This is a genomic window from Streptomyces sp. NPDC088387, assembly GCF_044753385.1.
Taxonomy (GTDB): Bacteria; Actinomycetota; Actinomycetes; order Streptomycetales; family Streptomycetaceae; genus Streptomyces.
Genome location: NZ_JBIVNC010000015.1, coordinates 69,737 through 92,367, shown reverse-complemented (window position 1 = coordinate 92,367; position 22,631 = coordinate 69,737). Strand labels below are relative to the sequence as shown.

The 22,631-nt window shown below is 71.5% G+C and carries 20 protein-coding genes; 8 read left to right on the top strand and 12 right to left on the bottom strand.

Features of this window, described 5'->3' with window-relative positions; all coding sequences use genetic code 11:
- The first annotated feature begins 128 nt into the window (after positions 1-128).
- A complete protein-coding gene (locus ACIQAC_RS32235) occupies positions 129-395 on the top strand; it encodes a hypothetical protein (protein ID WP_402197307.1) in 267 nt (88 codons plus the stop codon).
- A 146-nt stretch (positions 396-541) separates the two neighbouring features.
- On the opposite strand, the gene ACIQAC_RS32230 is transcribed toward ACIQAC_RS32235, so the two are convergent.
- Entirely contained in the window at positions 542-1,312 is a 771-nt protein-coding gene (locus ACIQAC_RS32230) for a PIG-L deacetylase family protein (RefSeq protein ID WP_402197306.1), read from the bottom strand.
- Between the two features lie 179 nt (positions 1,313-1,491).
- On the opposite strand from ACIQAC_RS32230, the gene ACIQAC_RS32225 reads away from it, so the two are divergent.
- From ACIQAC_RS32225 to ACIQAC_RS32215, 3 genes are read left to right on the top strand one after another with little or no spacing between them, the layout of a single operon-like run.
- Positions 1,492-2,871 carry a hypothetical protein gene (locus tag ACIQAC_RS32225; protein ID WP_402197304.1) on the top strand — a complete coding sequence of 460 codons (1,380 nt, stop codon included), beginning with the start codon at positions 1,492-1,494 and terminating at the stop codon, positions 2,869-2,871.
- A 60-nt stretch (positions 2,872-2,931) separates the two neighbouring features.
- Positions 2,932-4,185, top strand: coding sequence for an AAA family ATPase (locus ACIQAC_RS32220; protein WP_402197302.1), 1,254 nt, complete (start codon positions 2,932-2,934; stop codon positions 4,183-4,185).
- Positions 4,182-5,504: a VWA-like domain-containing protein gene (locus ACIQAC_RS32215; RefSeq protein WP_402197301.1), complete on the top strand. Its 1,323-nt coding sequence runs from the start codon at positions 4,182-4,184 to the stop codon at positions 5,502-5,504. The genes ACIQAC_RS32220 and ACIQAC_RS32215 overlap by 4 nt, the downstream gene beginning before the upstream one ends.
- A 74-nt stretch (positions 5,505-5,578) precedes the next feature.
- Here the strand turns inward: ACIQAC_RS32215 and ACIQAC_RS32210 are convergent, their stop codons facing one another.
- Positions 5,579-6,115, bottom strand: a complete 537-nt coding sequence (locus ACIQAC_RS32210; protein WP_402197299.1) for a DUF2269 domain-containing protein — start codon at positions 6,113-6,115, stop codon at positions 5,579-5,581.
- Between the two features lie 179 nt (positions 6,116-6,294).
- Between ACIQAC_RS32210 and ACIQAC_RS32205 the strand changes: the two genes are divergently transcribed.
- Both ACIQAC_RS32205 and ACIQAC_RS32200 read left to right on the top strand, forming a co-directional pair.
- Positions 6,295-6,732 carry a hypothetical protein gene (locus tag ACIQAC_RS32205; protein WP_402197297.1) on the top strand — a complete coding sequence of 146 codons (438 nt, stop codon included), beginning with the start codon at positions 6,295-6,297 and terminating at the stop codon, positions 6,730-6,732.
- A gap of 67 nt (positions 6,733-6,799) precedes the next feature.
- Positions 6,800-7,468 carry a DUF3105 domain-containing protein gene (locus tag ACIQAC_RS32200; protein WP_402197295.1) on the top strand — a complete coding sequence of 223 codons (669 nt, stop codon included), beginning with the start codon at positions 6,800-6,802 and terminating at the stop codon, positions 7,466-7,468.
- Between the two features lie 79 nt (positions 7,469-7,547).
- Here ACIQAC_RS32200 and ACIQAC_RS32195 read toward each other — a convergent pair whose 3' ends face one another.
- Complete coding sequence (locus ACIQAC_RS32195) at positions 7,548-8,192, bottom strand: class I SAM-dependent methyltransferase (RefSeq protein ID WP_402197293.1); 645 nt, start codon at positions 8,190-8,192, stop codon at positions 7,548-7,550.
- Between the two features lie 31 nt (positions 8,193-8,223).
- Entirely contained in the window at positions 8,224-8,589 is a 366-nt protein-coding gene (locus tag ACIQAC_RS32190) for a nuclear transport factor 2 family protein (protein WP_402197291.1), read from the bottom strand.
- A 97-nt stretch (positions 8,590-8,686) separates the two neighbouring features.
- On the opposite strand from ACIQAC_RS32190, the gene ACIQAC_RS32185 reads away from it, so the two are divergent.
- A complete protein-coding gene (locus ACIQAC_RS32185; RefSeq protein ID WP_402197288.1) occupies positions 8,687-10,189 on the top strand; it encodes a HEAT repeat domain-containing protein in 1,503 nt (500 codons plus the stop codon).
- Between the two features lie 51 nt (positions 10,190-10,240).
- Here ACIQAC_RS32185 and asnB read toward each other — a convergent pair whose 3' ends face one another.
- The 8 genes from asnB to ACIQAC_RS32145 form a co-directional block, all read right to left on the bottom strand.
- Complete coding sequence (gene asnB, locus ACIQAC_RS32180; RefSeq protein WP_402197286.1) at positions 10,241-12,082, bottom strand: asparagine synthase (glutamine-hydrolyzing); 1,842 nt, start codon at positions 12,080-12,082, stop codon at positions 10,241-10,243.
- Positions 12,083-12,382: 300 nt separating this feature from the next.
- Positions 12,383-13,585 (bottom strand): GDSL-type esterase/lipase family protein, encoded by a 1,203-nt coding sequence (locus tag ACIQAC_RS32175; RefSeq protein WP_402197284.1) that lies wholly within the window; start codon positions 13,583-13,585, stop codon positions 12,383-12,385.
- A 72-nt stretch (positions 13,586-13,657) separates the two neighbouring features.
- Positions 13,658-14,227 (bottom strand): TetR/AcrR family transcriptional regulator, encoded by a 570-nt coding sequence (locus ACIQAC_RS32170; protein ID WP_402197282.1) that lies wholly within the window; start codon positions 14,225-14,227, stop codon positions 13,658-13,660.
- 83 nt (positions 14,228-14,310) lie between these two features.
- Complete coding sequence (locus tag ACIQAC_RS32165; RefSeq protein ID WP_402197281.1) at positions 14,311-15,345, bottom strand: hypothetical protein; 1,035 nt, start codon at positions 15,343-15,345, stop codon at positions 14,311-14,313.
- A gap of 177 nt (positions 15,346-15,522) precedes the next feature.
- Complete coding sequence (locus ACIQAC_RS32160) at positions 15,523-16,746, bottom strand: polyprenyl synthetase family protein (protein WP_402197279.1); 1,224 nt, start codon at positions 16,744-16,746, stop codon at positions 15,523-15,525.
- A gap of 222 nt (positions 16,747-16,968) precedes the next feature.
- Positions 16,969-18,417 carry a glyceraldehyde-3-phosphate dehydrogenase gene (locus ACIQAC_RS32155; protein ID WP_402197277.1) on the bottom strand — a complete coding sequence of 483 codons (1,449 nt, stop codon included), beginning with the start codon at positions 18,415-18,417 and terminating at the stop codon, positions 16,969-16,971.
- 85 nt (positions 18,418-18,502) lie between these two features.
- Positions 18,503-20,140 (bottom strand): amidohydrolase, encoded by a 1,638-nt coding sequence (locus ACIQAC_RS32150; protein ID WP_402197275.1) that lies wholly within the window; start codon positions 20,138-20,140, stop codon positions 18,503-18,505.
- On the bottom strand, positions 20,137-21,726 hold the full coding sequence (locus ACIQAC_RS32145) for an APC family permease (protein ID WP_402197274.1): 1,590 nt from the start codon (positions 21,724-21,726) through the stop codon (positions 20,137-20,139). The genes ACIQAC_RS32150 and ACIQAC_RS32145 overlap by 4 nt, the downstream gene beginning before the upstream one ends.
- Positions 21,727-21,913: 187 nt before the next feature.
- Between ACIQAC_RS32145 and ACIQAC_RS32140 the strand changes: the two genes are divergently transcribed.
- Positions 21,914-22,630 carry a TetR/AcrR family transcriptional regulator gene (locus tag ACIQAC_RS32140; protein ID WP_402197273.1) on the top strand — a complete coding sequence of 239 codons (717 nt, stop codon included), beginning with the start codon at positions 21,914-21,916 and terminating at the stop codon, positions 22,628-22,630.
- Position 22,631 lies beyond the last annotated feature (1 nt).

Genomic DNA, 22,631 nt, shown 5'->3' with positions numbered 1-22,631 from the left:
CGCGGGGTTTCGCCGCCGGGAGGTTCGCTGCACACTCCCTGGTGGACGCCCGCTGAACGCGGCCGGGCGGCCGCTGCGGGGCCGTGCCGCGCGGGGTGCGGCATCGGGTGGGACAACGGGGAGATCCAATGATCGTCGCTTGGAGCGGCCTGGGCTGGTTGACCTTCCCGATCCTCTTCGTGGGGATCGCGATCGGCAGTGTCGGGGGCAGTCAGACCCTGGGCCCGGCGATCGGTGGCGCGGTCGCGTGTGTGGTCCTCTGGTTCTGGGGCCGCCACCTCAACCGGTTCGGCCGCGACCACACCATGTGGGCCGTCCCGATGCACTGGTGGGGCGCGTCGCTGCTGGCGTTCGGCGCGGGGACGACCCTGCTGGTGCTGCTGTACGACGGCTGAGGGGACGGCAGTCGAAGCACTGACCGTGTGCCCGTACACCGGCTGAGCGGACGGCGGTGGCAGCCTGACCGGACGGCAACAGAAGCCTGGCCGGACGGCGGTGGAAACGCTGACCGGATGCCCGCACACAGGCCCAACGGCCGCCGTCAGACGGTCAGTTCCGACTGTGTCCGTCCGACCGGGCCCGCTGTCGGGTGGCGGATGAACCACTCCGTGCCGAAGAGCCGCCTGCGGGACTCCCCCGGCAGTCCGGCGACGACGCCGGGGACGGCGCCGCGCTCGACCTCGCTGCGGTGGGCGAGCACGGCGGCGATCTTCCGGTCCAGCCAGGGCAGGACGTCGACGGCGGCCGTGACCTGTGCGTCCGGCACGCTGTACAGGGTCTTGACGTCGCCGATGACGTCCCGCAGCCCCGCGACCGCGGAGTGCGGGTGCGTGGCGCAGTAGAGGGCACGGGGCTGCCACGGTTCCCCGGCGTCCGGGTAGAGCCGCTCAAGTCCGGCCGCCTGGACGGCGAGGACCGTCAGCCGGTGGGTGTGCACATGGTCCGGGTGGCCGGGCAGTCCGCCGTAGGCGTCGTGCGTGACCACCACGTCGGGTCGGAACGCGCGGAGGTGGGCCACCAGCCGCCGTACGGACTCGTCGAGCGGCGCGTCGAGGAGCCGTACCGCGTCCGGCGCGGACTGCGGCACACGCGCGTCGGCGTAGCCGAGCAGCCTTGGCTCGCCCGCGCCCAACAGGCCGAGCGCGTCCGCGAGTTCGGCGGCTCGGGGTGTGCCCGGTGCCCACGTGGCCGTGACCACGCCGGTGCGTGCGCCGGCGGCCGCGTGGCGGGCGAGTACTCCGCCCGCCGAGAGCGACTCGTCGTCGGGGTGGGCGAAGACTCCGAGCAGACTGGGCACGGGCGGCACGGACATGGGCGGATCTCCTCACGGGGCGGGCGGACCGGATCGTACGGCAGCATGCGGTGTCCGCCGCTCCGCCACGAGTGATCGGAAAAAGGCTCGCGAAGTCGCCCGCCAGGCGTTACGCTCTCGCCGATGACTACTCCCTCTGGTAACAGAATGGGGGCCCCGTCCGCGCAAGGTGAGTGCTGATGCTCCCTTCGACCGCGAACGAGGATTCCCGCCTTTCCTTCTGGCTGCGCGTGCGCGAGTTCGCCGTGCCAGCGTCCATGATCGAGACTGCGACCGCCCGTCGGCTTGCCGGGGACTGGGCAGGGGCATGCGCCGCCGCCAGGGTCGACGCCGATCTCAACCTCCGGGCCACGGCACGTACCCACGGCCAAAGGACCACCGCCCGACTCCGCGCGGATCTACGGCACTTGGCGCCCGACCTGCTGCGCTGGCACATGCCGCGAATCGCGCCCGACGGGCTGCTGCGCCCCGGTCTGACGATCGCGCTCGCGCGCTACGACGCCGCGGCACGGGACGGTACGTCCCCGCTGTATCTCGTGGCCCGTACCGTGCCCGCCTGGGCCGACGCCGGTCAGCGGATCAGTCTTGGGCTGTGGGACGGATGTACGGGTTCGATTTCCGGGGCCGGTGAGCGCCGGTATCCGCATCCCCATCCGCACCCGAACCCGCGCTACCGGCTCGACCTCCATCGCCATCTGTGGGACGCCCGCAGAACCGACGAGTTGCGGGTGCGGTCCGGAGCTGGTTCGCCGCCTGCCGTGGGCCCTCTTCCGGAAGGGGCCGACCTGCTGGACGTGGTGCCGGACGCGCACCGCTGTGCCGTCGAACGCTGGGCGGACGAGGCGGAGTTGCTGCTACGGGCCGACGGTCTCGGCGAGAGTGCCGTGACCGTCCGCCCGGGCTCCCGGCACCGGTTCCTGCTGGAGCCGGGGGCGCCGCCCGTCCTGCACTCCTCGGACACCGTGTCCGCGCTGCCCGTGCTGCCGGACGCGGCCACCTGGACACCACCCGATCTGGAGTTGCTGCGGACCGGTGCGCTCGACGCCGACCGGCTGCATCCACTGGTCGCCGCCGCGCTCGTACCAGGACACCGGCCCGATGACCGGACGACGACCCACCTTGAACGGGCCGGTGGGGCGCGGCTGGTGGAGTGCCGGGGCGAGACACATCGGATCGCTCTGGTCGACGGGGTGCTCGCCCCGCTGGACCACGATCCGATCGAGCTCCGGCGTGAGGAGCTGCTGGCCGAGCTGACCGGTACTCCGCTCGCCTGTCTCCAGGCCATCGACCGGGCCCACCGTCGGCCCGACTGCCTCGACGACGTCCAGGAACGGCTGCGGCACGGGGACTTCACCGGTGCGCTCGCCATGGTCGAAGGCCTGCTGGGACCCGAGGCGCGGCTTCGGGACGGCGCCCTGCGGGACGAACTGGAGACGGCGGCGCGGCGGCGGATCACCTACGGGCTGTTCCGCGCCGGCCTGAGCGACCGCCCGCCGGAGCGGTGCGGGCCGCCACGCCATCACACCCTCGACCAGCGTCGCCCCGCGCGCACTCACTGACCACTCCCCCCCCCCGGCGCCGCCGTGCGGCCCCGGCACGAGCTCCCATGGTGATGACACATGCCCACACACGCCCTGTACGCCGCCCCCGTGAACCCTTCTTCCACGTCCCAACTCGACGTCGCCGACTCGCTGTTGACCCTGCTCGGCGACACGACCACCGAGCCCCGGCCCGACATGCAGCTGGAGGCGCTGACCCTCGCGGTGGCCGCCGATCTGCCCGTTCTGCTGTGGGGCGAGCCCGGCATCGGCAAAACGGCGGCACTCACCCAGCTCGCTGCCTCCCTGGACCTGCCGCTCACCACGGTCATCGCCAGCGTGCACGAGCCGTCCGACTTCTCCGGGCTGCCCGTCATCGGTGACGATCCCGCACAGCAGGGCGTGCCGATGGCGCCACCGGACTGGGCGGTACGACTGGTGAGGGCGGGCCGCGGACTGCTCTTCCTCGACGAACTGTCCACCGCGCCGCCCGCGGTGCAGGCCGCGCTGCTGCGCCTGGTGCTCGAACGGCGGGTGGGCGCCCTGCAACTGCCGCCCGGTGTGCGGATCGTGGCCGCGGCCAACCCGCGGGCCTCGGCGGCGGACGGCTGGGAGCTGAGCCCGCCGCTGGCCAACCGGTTCGTGCACCTTCAGTGGATCCACGACCACGAGGTGGTGGTCCGGGGTCTCGGCGGCACCTGGCCCCGGGCCACACTCCCCCGGCTCGACCCCGAACGGCTCGCGGAAGCCGTCGACTTCGCGCGCCGCGCGGTGTGCGGGCTGCTCCAGGCGCGGCCCGGACTCGTACACCGGCTGCCGAGCAGTGAGACGCGCCGTGGCGGCGCCTGGCCGTCGCCGCGCAGCTGGGACATGACGTTGCGGCTGATCGCCTTCGCCACCGCGGCCGGCTCCTCTCGGGACGTACTGTCCATGCTGGTCAGGGGAACGGTCGGCGACGGTCCCGGCCTTGAGTTGCTGGCGAGCGTCGACCGTATGGACCTGCCGGACCCGGAGACACTGCTCGCCGACCCGGCGGGGGCGGAGCTGCCCGAGCGCGGGGATCTCCGCCAGGCCGTGCTCGACGGCGTTGTCCAGGCCGTACGCACCCGGCCCGACAAGGCGCGCTGGGACGCCGCCTGGGCGCTGCTGGTCAGTGCGTTGGACACCGGCGCCCCGGATCTCGTTGTTGTGCCGGCGACCACGCTCGCGTCCCTGCGGCAGCAGGACTGGGACGTACCGGCGGCGATCGAGCGGCTGGCCGGAGCGGTGTCGATGTCACGGCGCGCGGACCGGGTGGCGGCGCGGGTCGGGGCCGGCGTGAAGGGGCAGCGATGAGCGGCGAGGGAGGCGGGGGTCGGAGGGGTACGTCTTCGACGGTCACGGCGGAGGCCGCGCCCGGGCCGGACCCCTCGGACCCGGGCGGCACTCGGCCCACCGGCGCGCTGGATCTCGAGAAGCTCTACGCGGCACGGCTGCACGCCGCCCGTATGCGGCCGTATCTGGCCACCGCGCTGTTCGCCCTGCACGTGGTGGAGTCGCAGCGGGTGCCGACGATGGGCGTGGACCGGTACTGGCGTTGCTATGTCTCTGCGGCGTACGTCGACCGGTTGCCGGTGGAGGAACTGGCCGGCGTCTGGGTCCACGAGGTGTCGCACCTGCTGCGCGACCACCACGGGCGCAGTGACCGCTACGCCCGCCAGCACGGGCTGACCGGGCCGGCCGAGCGGCTGCGGATGAACATCGCCGCGGATCTGGAGATCAACGACGACATCTTCGGTGAGGGGCTGACCCATCCCGAGGACGTGGTCGTGCCGGAGACGCTGGCGCTGAACGCCGGTGAGCTGATGGAGGACTACCTCCGTCAGTTCCGGCTCGGTCCGCGGACGCAGGGCATGGCCTGGCTCGACTGCGGCAGCGGTGCGGACGGGCTCGACCGTGAGTGGGAGCTCGGGCCCGACGGGGCGCACGGCCTCAGTGCGCAGGAGCGGGACGCGGTGCGGTTCCGGGTCGCGCAGGGCCTCAAGGGGCGGCCGGGCGACGCCCCTCGGGGGTGGAAGCGATGGGCCGAGGAGGCGTTCCAACCGCCGCAGCCGTGGCGCGAGTTGCTCGGTGCGGCGGTCCGGGCGGCCACTTCGGGCAGCGCCGCCGGGGACGACTACTCGTACGGCCGGCCGGCCCGGCGTTCGGCGGGGCTGCCGGGGGTGGTGCTGCCGAGTCTTCGGCGTATGCCGCCCCGGGTGTGCGTCATCATCGACACCTCGGGGTCGGTCAGTGACGCGGAACTCGGCAGCGCGCTGCGTGAGGTCACCGAGATCTCCCGTGCCGTGGGCGGGCGCCGCGACCTGGTCAGTGTGCTGCCGTGCGACGCGTCTGCCGACATCGCGCAGTCACTGTGCCGGGCGGAGGGGATCACGCTGTACGGCGGCGGGGGTACGGATCTGCGCGCGGGCTTCGCGAGGGCGCTGAGGGCGCGGCCCCGCCCGGACGTCGTTGTGGTGCTGACCGACGGACAGACGCCCTGGCCGAGTGCCCGGCCTTCGTGCCGGACGGTGGTCGGGCTGTTTCCCCGGGGCGGGTCCTCCGTCGACGAGGACGATCCCGAATACGTGCCGGACCTGCCACCGGCGTGGGCCCGGGTGGTGGAGATCGGATAGCGGGTGGTGGAGATCGGACAGGGGGTTGGTGAGGGGCATTGTCGCGCCCCTCACCAACCCCCTGACGCCCCGGTTCAGACCGTCTCGCTCACCCGCTCGCGGGTCGCCGGCCGGCGTGCCGCGGTGCGCAGCCTGCGGCCCCGGCGGGTCAGTCCCCACGGCTTGAGGATCGAGATCACCGTCATGAACAGGTAGGCCGAGAGCGAGACGATCGGCCCCATCATGAGGTCGGTGGTGTCCGCCAGGCCCTCTCCGGCCGCGACGGTCCTGACCGCCTCGTTCACCCCGGGGCGCAGGGCGAAGGCCGTGGCGGCCGCGGTGGCCAGGGTCAGCCAGAACTTCGTGTAGACCCAGCGGTGCCGTGCCAGTCCCCACTGGGTGCCCAGGGAGAGCAGCAGGCCGCTGAGGAGCGTGAGGAACGCGACCGGGAGCAGGAGCCAGTCCGCGAAGAGCTTCATGGCCCGGACGGAGGCCTCCACCGTCACCGCGGACCCGGTGGTGGCCGCGGCGACGGCCAGTGCGAGCAGCCCGAGCGTGAGCCCGAGCCAGCCCGCGGAGGCGGCTACATGGACGACGAGTGAGGCCCGGCGTGCGGGGCGGCTGAGTTTCACGTGCACCACCGTGCCCGGCGGCGGGGGTGCGGGTCGTCTGACAGCGGGAGTAAGTGGGCGTACTTGCGTCGGAGTACGGAGCGGCGCCCGGGGGTCTCCCCGGGCCTTGGCCACCGCTCACTCGTCCGTTCCGCGACCCGGGCCTGGGAGTGGGGCCTCTGTGCTCCTATGATGCTTGCGTGTTCAAGGGGCGGGGCGGCTCAGTCCGCAGGAGCGAGGGGCCGGGCATCGCGCCGATACCGGCCCGGGCGGCACGGCGCCGTACCGGATCCGTGGTGCTGAGCCTGCTGGTGGCGCTGGCCACGTTCCTGGGTGTGGCGTGTCTGTGCGCCCACGGTACTGCCCCGCAGTCCGAGTCCGTCGCCGTCACCTACGTCGACATCGACCGGCCGGACGGGCACAGGAGCGAGCGCGCCTGTCTCTCCCCCGGACACCAGCAGTGCGGCGCGAAACTGGCCGTGGACACTCCGGCGACGGCTCCCGCCCCGCACCCCCATCCGCTGGGGCTGCCCGCCCGGGTGGACGCCCGGCCGGCCCCGGCACTGACCGACGTGTCCCGGTACACGGCGCCGCCCCGCGCCCCCGATCTGCATGTCCTTCAGGTGCTGCGGACCTAGACCGGATGCCTTTCCCCACCGATTCACCGGCATCCGTCAATTTCCGCCGCACACAAAGGACTTCATCATGGCCACCACCAGTTCCAAGGGTTCCGGGCCGGGCAAGGGCAAGCAGGGCGGCAAGGCCAAGGCCGAGTCGCGGCGCGCCCGAATAGAGGAGCAGCGCCGCGCCGAGAAGGCGCGCGAACGCCGTGGCCGGATCATCACCATCGCCGCGTCGGCCGCGATCCTGGTCGCCATCGCCGGCGGCGGCTGGTACCTGCTCGACGCGGCCAACGAGGAGGAGCAGCAGCAGGCCGCTCCGGTCTCCGGCGAGAAGACGTGGAAGGACCTGAGCCAGAACCACGTCGAGAACAAGGTCGACTACCCGATGGCGCCGCCCGTCGGCGGTGACCACGCCGCCGTCTGGCAGAACTGCAACGGCGACGTCTACACGGAGCCGATCCAGAACGAGAACGCGGTGCACTCCCTGGAGCACGGGGCGGTCTGGGTCGCGTACAACGAGAAGGCCGCCGACGCGGACGTGGAGACGCTCGCGGCGAAGGTGGAGCAGACGCCGTACTCGCTGATGAGCCCGTACAACGACGCGTCCTCGCCGATCACGCTGTCCGCCTGGGGTCATCAGCTGAAGGTGACGAAGGCGTCCGACCCGAGGGTCGACGAGTTCTTCGAGAAGTACGTCCAGGGCAGCCAGACCCCGGAGCCCGGGGCGGCCTGCACGGGCGGCAAGGCGTAACGGTGCGGTCGTCGGCACGGCGGGCCCGCCCGGCAGACGGCTGAAGGCGCTGACGGCCGGACGGCACCACCGCCGGCCGTCAGGGTCGTACGGCGGTCCCCACGATGTGCCGCACTCTCGGCGCGAGTGACGAGGGTGCGAATTCGAACCGCTCGATCCGGGTGACGGTGTAACCGGCGGCGCGCAGGGCGGCTTCGGTGTCGCGGTTGGGCCGGCACCCGCCGGCGGCCCGCCGCCACAGCGGGGTGATCGCGTCCTCCAGCAGGCCCAGCCAGGGTCGCGGTGAGCGCACGTGCTCGTAGAAGCGGAGTTCGCCGCCGGGGCGCAGGACGCGGGCGATCTCCGCGAGTGCGGCGGGCACGTCGGTGACGGAGCAGAGCACGAGCGAGACCACGGCGGCGTCGAACTCGCCGTCCTCGACGGGCAGTTCGGCCGCCTCACCCGGCAGGACCGTGACGGGTACCGGGGCCGTCGCGGCGGTGTGTTCGGCGGCGGCGCGCAGGGTGTCGTCGGGTTCGACGGCGACCACCTCGCCGACGGCGTCCGGATAGTGCCCGAAGTTGCGGCCCTGCCCGGCGCCGACCTCCAGGACCTGCCCGCTCAGTCCGGCGAGCAGCCGTTCACGGTGGTCCGCGCCGCCACGCCGGTCGGTCTCGGCGGCGATCCGCAGATACTGGCGGGCGAAGCGCGGGTGTTGCAGTTGATCACGGCCTGCGGGGGTCATCCGTCCTCCTTCACGGCGGTCTCCACGGCCGTCAGCGGTGGTCGTTCTCCTTCAACTCGGTGACCCACGCACGCCGTTCGGCGATCTTTCCGTCGCGCATGACGAACACCTCGGCCATCGACATGCGCATCTCCTCACCGCTCTCCCGGGTCGCCGACCCGGTCAGTTCCGCCATGACGACATCGCCCTGCTCGACCATCCGGACGACTTCGAGGCGCGGCGGGCCGACGAACCCCGGTCCCTCGATCGCCGCGTCGTAGGCCTCCTTGCCCTTCAGCCGGAAGAACCCGAAGACGGTCCATTCGATGTCGTCGGTCAGGCAGGACAGGATCTGCGTGTGGTCGCTGCGGCGGAAGCCGTCCAGGTAGGTCTCGATCGTGTTGGTGTTCGTCGACATGGCACCACTCCCTCGATTCGAACGTACAGACGAATATTATAGGCGTCCCCAGGTACAACCTCCCGCCGCTTCGGTGGTCTTACTTCCCGGGGTGCACATGACGACAGAAGACCAGGTTGCCTTCTTCCTGAAGGAGCTGGACACGGGCGACACCGGGCGCCGGGCGGCCGCGGCCAAGGGGCTGGGCACACTCGGCTCCGCCGAACACTCCGAGGCACTCGTGCGGGCGGCGGCCGACCCCGCGCCCGAGGTGCGGGAGGGCGCGGCGAAGGGCCTGGGGAGGCTGTGGATCCCTGTCTCCGAGGCCGGGGAGCAGGCGCTGCTCGCGCTGATGAACGACGACGATCCGCGGGTGCGCAGACAGGCTTCCGTGGCGTCGCTCCGGCTCGAACTACGGGGCGACGAGGTCGCGGACGCGTACGGGCGGCTGCTCGGCGACCCGGACCACCACATACGGATCAATGCCCTGGAAGGCTTGCGGACGCTGGGTTCGCCCGGTGACGCGGCGGCGCTCGTCCGACTGCTCGGCGACCCCGTGTACCAGATCGTGGGCCTGGCCCGGACCCTCATCGACGAGGTCCCGGACAACCCCGACATCAAGGCGGAGGCGGTCCGCGCGGCCGAGTTCGGCGCGGACGCCGTCCGAGCCCAGGTAGTGACCATGCTGCCGGACCACGACGCCGACCAGCTGTTGCCGTCACTCCTCGTCGACCTGCGGAGCAATCCGCTGCCCGAGACGCGCATCGCCGTGGCGCACCGGTTGAGGCGCCTGGACCGCGCCGAGACGTGGGACGCCCTGTTCGCGGCTCTGGAGACGGAGCAGCATCCGGAAGTGGCGGCACAACTGCTGTGGGCACTTGGTTCCACGGGGGACGAACGACTGAAGAGCCGGGCGGAGCACTGGCTGAGCGACGACCATGCCGGGCCCGCGGCCGCCCACGCGCTCGGGTCCATGGGCGGCGCGGCAGCGGCAGCGCTCCTGCGCCCCATCGTCACCGACCCCACCGCGTCCGACCACATGCGCTCGACCGCGGCAAAGGCCTACGGCGAAACGCTGAGCCGGGACGCCGTGGGGCTGCTGCTCCCCCTCCTGGACCACACCGAGGCCGAGGTGCGCAAAGGCGCCGTGCAGGGTCTGGAGGCCCTGGTGAAGAGTGGACTCCAGCCCTGGGAGCGCGGGGCTGTGGCCCAGGCGCTGGTGGCCAACCTCGCGACGGACAAGGACGTCGGCTGGTCGACGCACGCCGCGCTGTGGAGCCTGGTGGAGGCACTGCCCGGCGTACGCCAGGTGGTGGACGAGCACCCCGACGTGTTTGTCCTGCTCGTCGCGTTGAGGCTCCTCGACCCGCACAACGTGACCGACGACGACACCCCGCACGATCTCGCCCGCTTCGTCCGGTCCATGGACCACCCGGACTCACGCATCCGCAATTCCGCCACGAAGGGGCTCGCCCACTGGCTGGAGGTGACGGGCACGCTCCCGCCGGACGAGGACGGACTGCGTGAGCGGCTCGCCGCCCTGAGCTCGGACGAGGTCTACTACGTCCGCAACGCCGCGGCCGAAGCCCTCCAGGCCCTCGACGGTCTCCGGATTCGCTGACGGGGCAGCGGCGACGACGGAAGAACGCCGCACACCGCCCCGTCGTCGCCGTCAGCCCAGCACCAGTTCCGGCTCGTACATCTCCAGCCACAGCGCCAGATCGAGCGTCCGTTCCAGCCCGCGTCGCTCCGCCTGCGTGCTGATCGGCTCGTCGCGATGGGCGAGTCGGCGCACCCGGTCGCGGTCGACGAGGTCGAAGACCTGGTGGGAGGGGCGGCTGAGCAGGTCCTTGGCGTGGAGTTGCAGCGCGGCCGCGTACTTGGGGTCCTGGGTGGAGGGATAGGGGCTCTTGACGCGGTCGTAGACGGACTTGGGGAGGAGGTCCGCGGTGGCCTCCCGCAGCAGGCTCTTCTCGCGCCCGTCGAAGGACTTGAGGGACCAGGGCGCGTTGTAGACGTACTCGACGAGCCGGTGGTCGCAGAACGGGACGCGGACCTCCAGGCCGACGGCCATGCTCGCGCGGTCCTTGCGGTCGAGCAGGATACGCACGAAGCGGGTCAGGTGCAGATGGCAGATCTGCCGCATGCGGTACTCGAAGTCGCTCTCGCCGTCGAGCCGTTGGATCGCGGACACGGCGGAGTGGTAGCCGTCGGCGATGTAGGCGCGCAGGTTCAGGGCCGTGGCGAGGTCGGGGCGCAGTACGTCGGTGTCGCGGCCGAAGTGCCGGTCGAAGCGGACCAGCCAGGGGAACGTGTCGGCGCTGCGCGCGTCCGCGTCGAAGAACTGGAGGTAGCCGCCGAAGACCTCGTCCGCGGACTCCCCGGACAGGGCGACCGTGGAGTGGTCCCGGATCGCACGGAAGAGGAGGTAGAGGGAGGCGTCCATGTCGCCGAAGCCGGCGGGCAGGTCGCGGGCCCGGATCACCTTCGCGCGGACGTCCGGGTCGGCGAGCGCCTGGGCGTCGAGCACGATGTCCTGGTGCTGGGTGTGCGCGGTGCGGGCGACGTCGTGCACATAGGGGATGTCGGGGGTGGAGCGGAGTTCGTCGGCGACGAAGTTGTCGGTCTGGCCGACGAAGTCGACGGCGAAACTGCGGACCTTCTCGCCGTGTTCGCCGAGTTGGCGTGAGGCCAGCGCGGTCATGGCGGAGGAGTCGAGGCCACCGGAGAGCAGGGTGCAGCGGGGCACGTCGGCGACGAGCTGGCGGCGGACGATGTCGTCGAGCAGGTCGCGTACGGTGCCGATGGTGGCGGCCCGGTCGTCGGTGTGCGGCCGTGTCTCCAGCTCCCAGTAGGCGCGGCGGCGCAGGCCCGTGCGGTCGACGGTGACGACGGTGCCGGGCTCGACCTCGCGCATGCCGTCCCACACGGCGTGCCCCGGCGTCTTGATCATGGTGAACAGCTCGCGCAGTCCGTCGAGTTGAACGCGGGCGCGGGCCAGCGGGTTGGCGAGGATCGCCTTGGGTTCGGAGCCGAACAGGACGCCGTCGGCGGTCTGGTAGTAGTAGAAGGGCTTGATGCCCATCCGGTCGCGGACCATCACCAGCCGGTCGCGTCGGCCGTCCCAGACGGCGAACGCGTACATGCCGTTGAGCCGCTCGGGCAGGGCGTCACCCCATTCGAGGTAGCCGCGCAGCACGACCTCGGTGTCGGAGTCGGTGGTGAACCGGTGCCCCCGGTCGCCGAGTTCGCGGCGGAGTTCGGTGAAGTTGTACGTCTCCCCCGAGTACACAAGAGCAACCGTGCCGTCGGGGGTCTCGGCGGTCATGGGCTGCCGGCCGCCGGGCAGGTCGATGATGGCGAGCCGCCGGTGTCCGAGGGCGGCGGGACCCTCGGACCAGACACCGCGGTCGTCCGGGCCACGGCAGGCCATGGTCTCCGTCATCGCATCCAATGTCGCGCGCTCGGTCCGCAGATCCCGGTCGAAGGAGACCCAGCCCGTGATGCCGCACATGTGCAACCTCCCGCTCGCGGTTCCTCGGCACCACAGCACTGACCTGCGCCTTCAAAGACACGCCCGAGTGAGCCCAAGGAACCAGTTGTATCAGGCATCTATATTTCGAGCGTGCTCCTCACCGCCGGGCGGGTCAACACGGACGTAACATCGCCGGCGCGTCCACCCCGGCGATTTCAGCCGCGTTTTGCGTGCGGAACAGCCGACGGGCCCGGGAATCCGGGTCTGCGGCGTTGATAACCAGCCACGGGCAAAGGTTTGCTCAACATCACGAACGCGATGCGTACCTACACGATGCGTTCACGCATGCGATCCGTTCGAGGAGGGGCCCTGTGCGAAGGGTCCGTCCGCGGCGAACGCCAGCGCGGCGAAGCGTTCGCCCATCCGCCGGTGGGTGGGAGCGTCCGGGTGGAGCGCGTCGGGCAGCGGGAACCCGGCGGTGTCGGACTCGCCGTAGAGATCCCGGCCGTCGAAGTAGTGCAGATGGGGATCGGCGGCCGAGCGCTGTTCCACGATCCGGGCCAGCTCGTCCCGGATCACACTCAGGGTCAGCTTTCCCATCACCACCTCGGCCGGGTCCCCCGCCGCCACAAAGCGCATCCTTCCCTCACTGACGGAGGTGAAGTCGGGAGCACTGGGACCGGGAGTCGTCTCGTGCATGGGGCACAGGATGGGCGACATCACCAGGAGGGGCGCCGTGGGGTGACCCTCGCGGATGGTGTCCAGGAAACCGTGCACGGCCGGGGTGAAGGCCCGTATCCGCATCGCATCGGCGTTGACCAGATTGATACCGATCTTGACGCTGATCAGGTCGGCGGGGGTGTCCCGCATGACGCGGGCGGTGAACGGGTCGAGCAGGGCGCTGCCGCCGAAGCCGAGGTTGACGAGTTCCACACCGCCCAGCGAGGCCGCGAGGGCGGGCCAGGTCGTGGTGGGGCTCGCCGCGTCGGAACCGTGGCTGATCGAACTGCCGTGATGCAGCCACACCTTGCGCCCACGGTCCGGCACGGGTGCCACGGGGGCGTTGGTGCGCAGCGCGATCAGCTCGGTGAGCTCCTGGTGCGGCAGCCAGATCTCGACGTCCTTCTCACCGTCCGGCAGTTCGCCGAACCGTACGGTGCCGGGCGGACCGGGCTCGATCCGGGCCGAGCCGCTGGTCATGTCGATGGTGAGGACGTTGCCTCCGGTCGCGTGCTCCTGCGCGGTCAGCCGGCCGTCGACGAGGAGGTCGTAGAAGCCGTCCGGGCGGGGCGGGGCGCCGACGTAGACGCGCTTGGTCGGCAGTGTGTCCAGTTCCACGGCGGTGGCCGCGGTACGGAAGACCAGGCGTACGCCGGAGGGTTGGGCCTCGGCCATGGCGACCTGTCCGTCCGGGCTCTGCGCCCGGGCCGAGGCGGGCAGCCGGTGCGGCAGCACACCGTGCACGGTCTCCTCGAGTTCGAGCGCGCCGCGCAGGATGTCGGCGGTGATGGGGGTGGTGGTCCAGGTGGGGTGTGCGTCCATGGGGTGGGTGCCTCGCTCGGGACGGGGTGTTGGGGTACGGCAGGCTGCCAACAGTGCGCTTCGGCGCTGCCGCTAGGACTCGGGCCAGTTCCGCAGGAGGCTGTCGAGGGCGTCGATGATCCGTTCCCAGCTCACCTGTGAGTCGGGGGCGCTGTGGCTGAAGCCGCCCGCCAGTTCCAGACTGACGTAGCCGTGGAAGACGCTGCCCAGCAGCCGGACGGCGTGTGTCTGGTCCGGTCCGGTGAGGTCGTAGCCGCGCAGGATCGCCCGGGTCATCTGCGAGTGCCGGCCGCCCGCGCTGACGGCCGCCGCCTCGGGGCTGAGCCGCAGCCGGGTCGCGTCGTAGCGGCCGGGGTGTGCGCGGGCGTAGTCGCGGTAGACGTCGGCGAAGGCGGCGAGCGCGTCCTTGCCGGCCCGGCCCGCGAGGGCCGCCGAAGCGCGGTCGGCCAGCTCCTCCAGGGCGAAGAGGGCGATCTTCGTTCTGAGGTCCTGGGAGTTCTTCAGGTGCGAGTACAGGCTGGCGACCTTGACGTCGAACTGTCTGGCCAGCGCCGACAGCGTCACCTGGTCGAAGCCCACCTCGTCGGCCAGCTCCGCCCCGGCCTGTGTCAGCCGCTCGACGGTGAGCCCTGCGCGTGCCACTGCTTCTCCTCCCGGAAACCGATGAACATTATGCACATGCCTAATAGCTTTAGGCAAAAGCCAATGTGTTCCTGGTTCAGGAGTTACCCGTCCCGCTTCTTCAACGCCTCGACTCTCGCCGTCGCCGTCCGTGCCCGCCGTCCGGCCTCCCGGACCTGCCGGTCGGCCTCGCGCACCCGCTCACGGGCCCGGCGCTCGGCCGCACGGGCCGTACGGTGCGCCTCTTCGGTACTCAGCAGCTCGGCCGCCAGCGCCTTGATCCGCCGTTGCAGCCCCTCGGCATGCTCCTTGGCATCGGCGGCCTCCTGACCTGCCGTCTTCGCCGCCGTCTCGGCATCGCGCAGCTCGCGCCCGGCGTCCTCGGCGTCCTGCCGAGCCCGCGCCTGTCGGTCGCGCCGCTTCTCCTCGGCAGCCCGCAGCAGCCGGCCACCACGCCCGTCCCTGTCCCTGTCCCCGTCCCCGTCCCCGGACGAGCCGCCCTTGCGCGGAGTCGGCCCGGACCGCGCGGGAGCAGACGCCGAGGCCGTACGGGCCGAAGCGGATGCCGATGCCGGACGTGCTGGAGCGGACGCCGAGGCCGGGCGCGCCGGAGCAGGTTCCTGAGGGGGCGCCGACGCCGTACGTCGTACGGCCCCCTCGTCGACGGCCGGGAAGCCGACGGCCGCGTCGAGGGGCTTGGTGAGCCGACCGACCGACCATTCCTCGGCGGCCCGTGCGTCGGCGAGGACGGCCCGCAGGGTGGCTTCGACCTCCTGCCGGGCCGTCTCACTGATCGGGTGGCCCTGCTCGGCGGCGAACTGTCCGGCCTGCCGGGACAGGGCGCCGACCAGGGCCCGCCGGCCACCGGTCAGTTCGCGCAGCCGCTCGCGGTCCAGGTCCTGGTAGGCCCGGCGCAGGCTCTCCCCCAGCCGGAGCAGCGCCTCGACCTCCTCGGGCGACCGGCGGACCAGGAGATTGCCGGCCCAGGCCGACCGGCTCGGCCGGCGCAGCCCGGCGATCCGCTGCGCCAGGTCGCGGTCACCGGCCTTGCGGGCCGCCGCCGCGTGCGCGTCCCGGGCCGCGGTGAACTCCTCCGGCCGCAGCCCGTACAGCTCGTCCGCCACGGTGTCGAAGTCCACGAGTCCCTCCGGCTCCGGATGTGGAGGCTCGTACCGGTCCCCTCAGAATGCCGCGCGGGACGCGAGGACGCGCGCCGGGGACGCACCGGTCGGTCGGTGCAGGCTCCCCCCGTGCGCCGATGACGTGCTGAGACGTGACGGTGGAGCAGCCCGACGTCCTGCTCCCTCCAGGCGGACTCACTCAGCCTTCGCCGGGGGCCTGAGGAGCGCGTCGAACGACGGGGCGGAGTGCAGCCGCTCGGCGACCATGTTGATGTGGTGGCCGACCCGTTCGATGGCCGTGTCGAAATACGTCGCGCTCTCCGGAGTACGGCACAGCGTGAAAACCTGGTCCTTCGCCGTCTGCTTGAGTCGGACGGCGTCGTCGGCCAGCCGGAGCATCACCGACGGAAGCCGTGGATGGTTCAGCGCGAAGGTTCTGAGTTCCTCCGGCGTCATCTCGGCGGGAGAGATCTCGGAGGGGTGTGTGGCCAGCAGCTCCAGGAGGACCCGGTTCTTCAGCCCCTTGAAGTCGGAGAAGCTGTTCGCGCCGCCGTAGCGGGGAAGGAAGTCGACCAGGTCGTTGAGGAGTTGGCCGGCCACTCCCATGACATGCATGCTCTCGTCGAGCAGGGCACGTTCCTTATCCGGCACGTCGAGTGCCAAGGCCGCCGCGTTCACCGGTAGTTGGAGCAGTGTCGAGGTCTTGAGCGCGGCCACCGACTTCCAGAAGTCGATGCGCGACTCGCCGGACGCCTTCGCCAGGTTCCGCTTGATCTCCGGCAGTCGCGTCGACATGTCGAGTGCCTGGCCGGTGAATCCGTTGCGGGCCGCGCCGATCATGTAGTGGGCGGCTTCGGAGTGTTCTACGTGCTGGAACGCGGTCGTCATCATCCAGCAGGCGGTGTTGAGGGCGAGTGGAACGCCGTGGGTGATGTGCAGTGCGGGCCTGCCGAACCGTATGTCGCTGCCGTCCTGGACGTCGTCGATGATGACGGCGGCCTTCATCAGCAGGCGTGCCGACGCGGCCACCCGGCGGACGGTGGCGAAGTCCGCGCCCGTCTCGTCGCTCGGGTCGAAGCCGCGGTAGTTGCGGTACGCCCAGTACACCGTGGAGGGCCGCACGCCGTCGGCCGGCGGACCGGACCGGGCGGGCCCCGCGGCGTCGGCGGTCCCCGCGCTGCCGGGCCGAGGTTCGAGGAACCGGGCGTGGTCGATCGCGAACGCGTCGGCGTTGGGAGCCTGGAGCGCCAGCCGCAGCGCGTCCTCCAGCACGGGGTTCGCCGGATCGAAGCCCGGGACCCCGGGGTCGACGACCGTGCCGGCGGCGACCCGCAGGAGCTGTTCGAGGTCCGCCGAGAGCAGTCCGGAGTCGGATCGGATGACGGCGTCGACATCGCGTGCAGGGGTCGAAGCCCTCATTTCCGCCACTGACCCATCAGCACCTCACCTGTTTCACACCGCCGCGGAAAAAGGGAAATCTGGAGCAACAGATGTACGTGGTATATGAGTTGACGCTTTAGCGAGCTGATCGCGGCACACAGTACTACCGGGCCGGATCACGGAACAGAGGAGTCGGCCCGCAGGGGCACAGAAAAGGGCCTCCCCCGCCGGTCGGCAGGGGGAGGCCCTTCGGTGGTGCCGTCAGCCGGCCACCGGCGCGGGATAGGTCGGGTACTCGACGCCCGAGACGTGCTGGACGACGCGGACGACCTGGCAGGAGTAGCCGAACTCGTTGTCGTACCAGAGGTAGAGGATCGCGTTGTCGCCCTCGACCTTGAGGGCGCCCGCGTCCACGACCGAGGCGTGCCGTGAGCCGATGAAGTCGCTGGAGACCGCGTCGGGGGCGCTGATGAAGTCGATCTGGCGCTTGAGCGGCGAGGTCAGCGAGACCTCGCGCAGGTGGTCGAGGACGTCCTCGCGGCTGGTCTCGGTGGCCAGCTGGAGATTGAGGATGGCGATCGACACGTCCGGGACCGGAACACGGATCGAGCTGCCGGTGATCCTCGCCTTGAGGTCGGGCAGCGCCTTGGCGACGGCCGAGGCCGCGCCCGTCTCGGTGATGACCATGTTGAGCGGCGCCGAGCGGCCACGCCGCTCCGACTTGTGGTAATTGTCCAGCAGGTTCTGGTCGTTGGTGAACGAGTGGACGGTCTCCACGTGCCCGCGCAGCACCCCGTACTCGTCGTCCATCGCCTTCAGCGGCGGCACGATCGCGTTGGTGGTGCAGGACGCGCAGGACAGGATCCGCTCGTCCGGCTTGATCATGTCGTGGTTGACGCCGTGCACGATGTTCGGGACGTCGCCCTTGCCGGGGGCGGTGAGGACGACCTTGTCGATCCCCGGGCGCAGGTGCTGCGAGAGGCCCTCCCGGTCGCGCCACTTGCCGGTGTTGTCGATGAGGATGGCGTCCCTGATGCCGTACTCCGTGTAGTCCACGGCGGACGGGTCGTCGGCGTAGATGACCTTGATCTCGTTGCCGTTGGCGACGATCGTGCTGTTCGCCTCGTCGACGGTGATCGTGCCGTTGAACTGTCCGTGGATGGAGTCGCGGCGCAGCAGCGAGGCCCGCTTGACGATGTCCTGGCCGCCGCTGTCGCGCACCACGATGGCCCGCAGCCGCAGACCGTTGCCGGAGCCGGTCTTCTCGATGAGCAGCCGGGCGACGAGCCGGCCGATCCGGCCGAAGCCGTAGAGCACGACATCGCGCGGCTCACGGCTCTCGATCTTGTTGGCGCCGGTGGCACCGGCGACCGCCTCGGCGGTGAACTCGGCGACCGACAGGCCCCGGTCGTCGGCCCGGTGGGTCGCGGCGAGCATTCCAAGGTCGATCTGGGACGGACCGAGGTCGAGCGTCGTGAGCGCCTGGAGGAACGGGAGGGTCTCGGTGACCGAGAGTTCCGCGCCGGCTATCTGGCGGGCGAACCGGTGGGTCTTGAGGATGCTGACCACCGACTTGTTCACCAGGGAGCGGCTGTGCAGCAGGACGGTCACGTCCTGCTCGCGGTGCAGCTTCCCGATGATCGGGATCATCGACTCCGCGATCTCCTCACGGTTCTTCCAGTTGGTGAACGAGTCGTCATTGACAGTCACAGGCATATCTTTCGAGCTAGGAGGCGCTCATATGCTAACCGGCGACCGTTTCTGAGCGGACGGAGGGTTGGTTTTTCCGGATTTGTCACGAGTCCAGCTCTCCGTGGACGATCTCCCCGCCCACATACGTGGCCTCCACCCGCAGCCCGCCGAGTTCCGCCGGGTCCACGTCGTAGGGAATCCGGTCGAGGACGGTCAGGTCGGCCAGCGCGCCGGGGCGCAGCACGCCGGTGTCGTCGAGGCCGTTCACATGGGCGGAGCCCGCCGTGTACGCGGTGAGCGCGGTCGTCAGGTCGAGGCGCTGGTCCGGCAGGAAGGGCGGTGCGCCGGCGCCGGGCAGGACTCGGTTGACCGCCACGTGGATGCCCTGGAGCGGATCGGCGGAGCTGACCGGCCAGTCGCTGCCCGCGGCGAGCCGGGCGCCGGCGCGGTGCAGGTCCCCGAACGGGTACTGGCGGGCGGCGAGTCCGTCGCCGAGGAACGGCGTGGTGAGTTCGTCCAGTTGCGGCTCGTGGGCCGCCCACAGGGGTTGCAGGTTGGCGACCGCGTCGAGCGCGGCGAAGCGCGGTACGTCGTCGGGGTGGACGACCTGGAGATGGGCGAGGTGGTGCCGGTTGCCGCGGGGGCCGTTGGCGGTGCGGGCGGCGGCCAGGGCGTCCAGTGCCTCACGCACCGCCCGGTCGCCGAGGGCGTGGAAGTGGACCTGGAAGCCGAGGGAGTCGAGCTCGGTGACGTATGCCGCCAGTTCGCGCGGATCGACGAAGCTGACACCGGAGTTGGTGGTGGCGCAGCCGCACGCGTCCTTGTACGGGGCGGTCATCGCGGCGGTGTGGTTCTCGGCGATTCCGTCCTGCATGATCTTGACGGTGTCGGCGCGGAAGCGGCCGTGGGCCAGGCTCTTGCGGCGCTGGACCAGGTCGGGGATCTGCTCGGCGCCCGCCTCGCGGTCCCACCACAGGGCGCCGTCGACACGGGCGGTGAGCAGGCCGCGTTCGGCGGCGGTGCGGTAGGCGCCGGAGACGTCGGGGTGGCCGCCGTACTCCCCCAGCAGTGCGTCCTGCCAGGCGGTGATGCCGTACGAGTGCAGCAGCCGTTGGGCGCGCAGCAGTGCGGTGAGCAGGTCGTCGGCCGTGGGTTCGGGGGTGAGCCGGCCGACGATTGCGATCGCGCCCTCCTGGAGCATGCCCGACGGGGTGCCGTCGGGTTCGCGCTCGATCCGTCCGTCGGCCGGGTCGGGGGTCCGTGCGGTCACGCCGGCCAGGTGCAGGGCGCGGGTGTTGACCCAGGCGCCGTGGTGGTCGCGGTTCAGCAGCAGGGCCGGGCGGTCGGGGACCAGTTCGTCGAGCAGCTGCCGGGTGGGCACACCGCCGGGGAAGCTCTCCATCGACCAGCCGCCACCGGTGATCCACCCGCCGTCGAACGCGGCGGCGTACGCGGTGATCCGGCGGCGGTACTCGCCCAGGTCGGTCGTCCCGGTCAGATCGCAGGCGCCCAGTTCGAGGCCGCCGAACACGGCGTGCACATGGGCGTCCTGGAAGCCCGGCAGCAGGGCCCGTCCGCCCAGGTCCACGACGCGTGTCCGGGGCCCGGCGAGTGCGCGGACCTCGTCGCCGCCGACCGCGACGATCCGGTCCCCCGTCACGGCCACGGTGGTGGCGCGCGGGTGGGACGGGTCGGCCGTGATCACGTGGCCGGAGGTGAGGACGAGGTCTGCCTGGGTCATGGGGTGCTTCCTCCTGAGGTGGGGGCTGCCGGTGGTCGGGGTCCGGCCGTGGAAAGGGTGTGCGGTGCGGGTCGGTCCCGTACGAAGTAGGCCGCTCGGCGCCGGTACTTCGCCCAGTACGCGGCCGGCACCCCGGTGGCCAGGATGACGAGCGGCACGAGGGTCAGGAAGCGGCCGTTGTCCGCGGCGAAGGCGAACTCGTCGGTCGAGGTCCACAGCGTGTAGACCATGTAGCAGCCGAGGCCGAGCAGCGCGAGACCGCTGAGCAGCGGGCCCACGACGGTCACCAGCAGCGCGCGCACACTGTCGCGCGCCTCCGGGGCGAAGGTGAGGGCGCAGGCCAGCGCGGCGAACGCGTAGTACTGCGAGATCAGGATGCCGACCGAGGTGACGGCGCCGACGACGATGTCCTGGAGGCTGCCGAGTCCGGCGGAGAGCACCGCGAGGACGGCGGCGCATGCGGCGATCCGCAGGGTCGACAGGTGCGGGGTGCGGCGGCGCGGGTGCAGGGCCGCCCAGCCGGGGCCGAGCACACCGTCGCGGCTCATGGCTAGTGTCTGGCGGGCGGTGCCGATCAGTACGGACTGCACACAGGCGACGATCGAGCAGAGCAGTACGACGGTGGTGACGCCGCGGCCGAAGCCGCCCGCTGCGAGTTCACCGAGGTAGGGCAGTCCGCGTTCGCCGTTGGCCGCCAACTCCTCCGGTGTCAGGGCGCGTTGGAAGGCCGTGGAGGCGAACAGGAAGAGCGCCGCCACCGCGGCGAGGGACCACAGGCCGGCGCGGGCCGACGTACGGGCGTCGGTGTTCTCCTCGGTCACCGAGAAGGCGGCCTCCCAGCCCCAGTACATGAACACCGCGAGCAGTACTCCGGTCGCCATCACCGACGGCGAGGAGAACACGGCCGGTGAGAACCAGTCCGGGTCGAACGCGGCCGCGTCCCCCGCCACGACGGCCCAGCCGCACACCGCCAGCAGCACGGCGAACTCGGCGACGAGCAGGATGAGTTGGAAGCGGGCGGCCACCTCGACACCGACGATCGCCATCGCGGTGAGACCCGCCAGGACGAGAAGACCTACGGCCAGTGTGGCCGCGACCGGCGGGTCGCCGGGGTTCAGCCCCGCAAGCCGGTGCACACCGAGGGAGTCCAGTGACAGCAGCGTGTACTGGCCGGCCAGCGGGACGGCGTACGACAGGAACAGCACCTGGGTGACCACCGCGCCCCAGCCGATCAGACAGCCGGGCAGCGGTCCGACCGCCCTGCCGACCCACACGTAGGCGGTGCCGCAGTTCGGCTCGCGCCGGTTCAGCCTGGCGTAGGCCAGGGCGATGCCCAGGATCGGCAGCAGGGCGACCAGGAACGCGGCGGGGATCCCCACGCCGACGGCCGCGCCGATGACGCCCAGGCCGATGCCGATGCTGAAGGTCGGGCTGATGTTGGACAGCGAGAGCACCACGCCGTCCCGCACCCCGAGCACCTTGGGCATCGCGCGCGGCTCCGGCGGGGAGCCGGGCGGTGCGGTGCGGGATGCGGTGCGGGGTACGACGGGCGGCGGCTGGGCTGGTCCTGGGGACTGACCGGGCACGGGCTTCTCCTCTGCTCGCGGAAGTGCGGACACAAACGGCCGGCGCGGGCGGTGGCGGCAGCGTGGCAGTTCCCCGACCACGGAGTCAACAGCGTTGACAACGTCATTTACAGAGGGCTCCCCGCAGGTGGGCGCCGCATCGACGCGGCACGGCACAATGGACGCGTCCGACGAGGGGAGCGAAACGGTGGCGGCACGGGCGAACGGACGGGCCGGCGCGGCCGGGGGCGGCAGAACGGTCTCGGGGCGGCCCCGGGCCTCCCTCAGCCCCGAGCGCATCGTCGAGGCCTGTCTGGAACTGCTGGACACCGAGGGCGCCGAGGCGCTCACCTTCCGCCGGATCGGCGCGCACCTGGGCGCGGACCCGACGGCCCTGTACCGGCACTTCCGCAACAAGGACGAGCTGCTGCTGGCCGTCGCCGACAAGCTCCTGGAGGAGAGCCTGGACGGCTACGACCCGTCGGACGACTGGCGTGAGACGCTGCGGGGCCTGTGTGTGCGGGCGCACCAGGTGTATCTGGCGCATCCGCAGGTCGCGGTGCTCACCACCGTGCGCATCACCCGCCGGCCGGCCGAGATGCGGGCGATCGACATGTTCCTCGGTGCCCTCGCCGAGGCGGGTTTCCCGCCCGAGCAGGCGGTCCTGCACTACCGGGCCCTCGTGGACTTCATGCTGGCCTGGTCCTGCATGGACGCCACGTACGCCTCGCTCGACGTCCAGACCCGCACCAAGGACGAGTCCGCCTGGTCGGGCGTCTACGCGGCCGTCCCGGCCGACACCCATCCGCACCTCGCGGCGGCGGCCCCGCACCTGGCGTCGGTGGAGGAGGAGGCCAACTTCCGCTTCGCGCTGGACCTCATGCTGGAGGCGATCGCGGCACGGGCGGACCGGGTCGCGCGGTGAG